This is a genomic window from Vibrio sp. 10N.222.48.A3 (genome assembly GCF_041475345.1).
GTDB classification, from domain to species: Bacteria; Pseudomonadota; Gammaproteobacteria; order Enterobacterales; family Vibrionaceae; genus Vibrio; species Vibrio tasmaniensis_A.
Window position 1 is genome coordinate 1 of record NZ_JBFRVX010000517.1, and the last position, 1,897, is coordinate 1,897.

Below are 1,897 nucleotides of genomic sequence, written 5' to 3' on the forward strand. Positions count from 1 at the left end.
ATCCTTGGCGGCTTATTTAGTCACTATGAGTTATTCTGGATACAAACCGAACAACAGATATGTCGTCTAATCAGGTTAGATGCCTTTACTTGAATAGATGGTGAAGGTGAAATGTCCATCATTCAGTAAGCTCAACAGACCCGTTAGTGATTCATGACTAATTGTGTGCTGATGTTGAACACGTTGTGTTTTAGGATCATAAATATAGGCACCATTGCAGCAGATGATTGGTAGCGATAATTGAAGTTGGTCAACATATGGCATCATCAGCTGGTGCGGTCTACCACTCGCCAAGCTCACCTGATATCCATTATTAACGGCAAGACAAATCGCTTGTTTGTTAGTCACACAGATCTGCTCAGCATCACTTAACAGTGTTCCATCTAAATCAATCATTACTGCTTGGTATTTCATTTTACTCTCCAGTGACTTCTCATGACGCAAGTTGACTATAAGTGGTCAAATGCGGTCACGTAAAGTCATTTTTGATTTATTATGAACAAAAGAATGGTTTTGATCACACATTTTGAGTCAAATTAATTCAAAAGAGTTCATTTCGAGAATCTAATTGCTCAAAAGTTCATAATGCGTCAAAATAATTCAAAAGAACTTAATGGTATGAACAATGAATGAAGCTCAGCGTCATAGAAGCTTGTTAGATCATCTAACGAGTCATACGTTTATAACGACAAATGACTATGTGAAGATGTTAGATATCTCTTTATCTACAGCTCGTCGGGACATTACAAAGTTGGCGGAAGAAGGGAGGCTGAAAAAAATCCGTAATGGGGCAGAGGTAATCAATTTTGACTCGTCCCTAGCCGCAACTCATGCACCAAGCAGCTTTATCCCCTGCGAAACAGATATAGAAAGCTATGTAGCGAAAAAGCGAATTGCTAAAGCTGCGGCAGATATGTGTGAAGAACACGACAGTATTATTGTGAGTGGTAGCAATACGACTTTTTTGATGGGAGAGCATTTAGCGCATCGTGATGTGCAAGTTGTGACGAATTTTATGCCATTGGCTTATCAGCTGATTAGTCAAGATCATCAAAGTATCATCATACTTGGTGGCCAATATCTACCCGAACGTCAGATCACTATTTCTCCAGATGAAGAAGCAGCAGATGACCATAAAAGTCGTTTTGTCTTCTTTACGGGTACGGGTGTTACGACAGCTGGTGTGCATACCTCTGATCTATTGGTCTATATGGCAGAGAAAAAGCTGCTGGAGTATGGTGATCGTATTGTGGCTCTGATAGATAGCAGCAAAGTAGGTAAGCATGGTGGGAAGTTACTCGCTACCGCTTCTCAGATTGACACATTGATTACAGATGACGGCGCTGACCCTAAGGTGCTTGATGCTTTACGAGAACTTGGTGTGAAGATACTGGTAGTTTAGTTTAGTTACGTGGAGAGTGCTGTTGCGGCGTTTGTTTTTGCTTTTGTCGTACTCTTGATTCTAGTAGAACATTATTACTGGCCGTGTGTGTGTTGTCCGAACCAAACCGCGGAAGAGTAAATTTCTTCAGATCATAGCTTTGTAAATGAAGTTCAGTGATGTTGTGGGGCTGAATAGAAGTTAATTGAACAAAAAATAGTCATTTTATTCAAATAACGCTTTACAACCTGGTCAGGATCACCAAGAATGTGCTTGCTCTGTTTTCAGGGTTATTAAATGAAACATCCAGTTGTAAAGTAAAACCCTCAGAATTCCTCGTCATTGTTATTCTCAGTGTTTCCCTTAGCTTCATAGATACATTAAATAATTCCAGCTCTCAGCGCATCGCATTTTGCGATTAATTTTTTATCTTATATAAGGGACACATCATGTCTAACAAAACAAACGGCGTAGTAAAATGGTTTAACGAAGAGAAAGGTTTTGGTTTTCTAACTC

Annotated in this window: 2 protein-coding genes and 2 pseudogenes; 3 read left to right on the plus strand and 1 reads right to left on the minus strand. The window is 39.5% G+C overall.

Annotated features, from left to right (window positions below):
- Window positions 1–93, plus strand: a pseudogene (locus AB4653_RS15035) (flagellar biosynthetic protein FliR); the annotation flags it as partial.
- Here the strand turns inward: AB4653_RS15035 and AB4653_RS15040 are convergent.
- Entirely contained in the window at window positions 76–414 is a 339-nt protein-coding gene (locus AB4653_RS15040; protein WP_372104620.1) for an HAD family hydrolase, read from the minus strand. The pseudogene AB4653_RS15035 and the gene AB4653_RS15040 sit on opposite strands and share 18 nt — an antisense overlap.
- Before the next feature lie 211 nt (window positions 415–625).
- Here AB4653_RS15040 and ulaR point away from each other — a divergent pair, with 211 nt between their 5' ends.
- Window positions 626–1,402 (plus strand): HTH-type transcriptional regulator UlaR, encoded by a 777-nt coding sequence (gene ulaR, locus AB4653_RS15045; RefSeq protein WP_009847985.1) that lies wholly within the window; start codon window positions 626–628, stop codon window positions 1,400–1,402.
- 428 nt (window positions 1,403–1,830) lie between these two features.
- Window positions 1,831–1,897: pseudogene (locus AB4653_RS15050) on the plus strand (cold-shock protein); the annotation flags it as partial.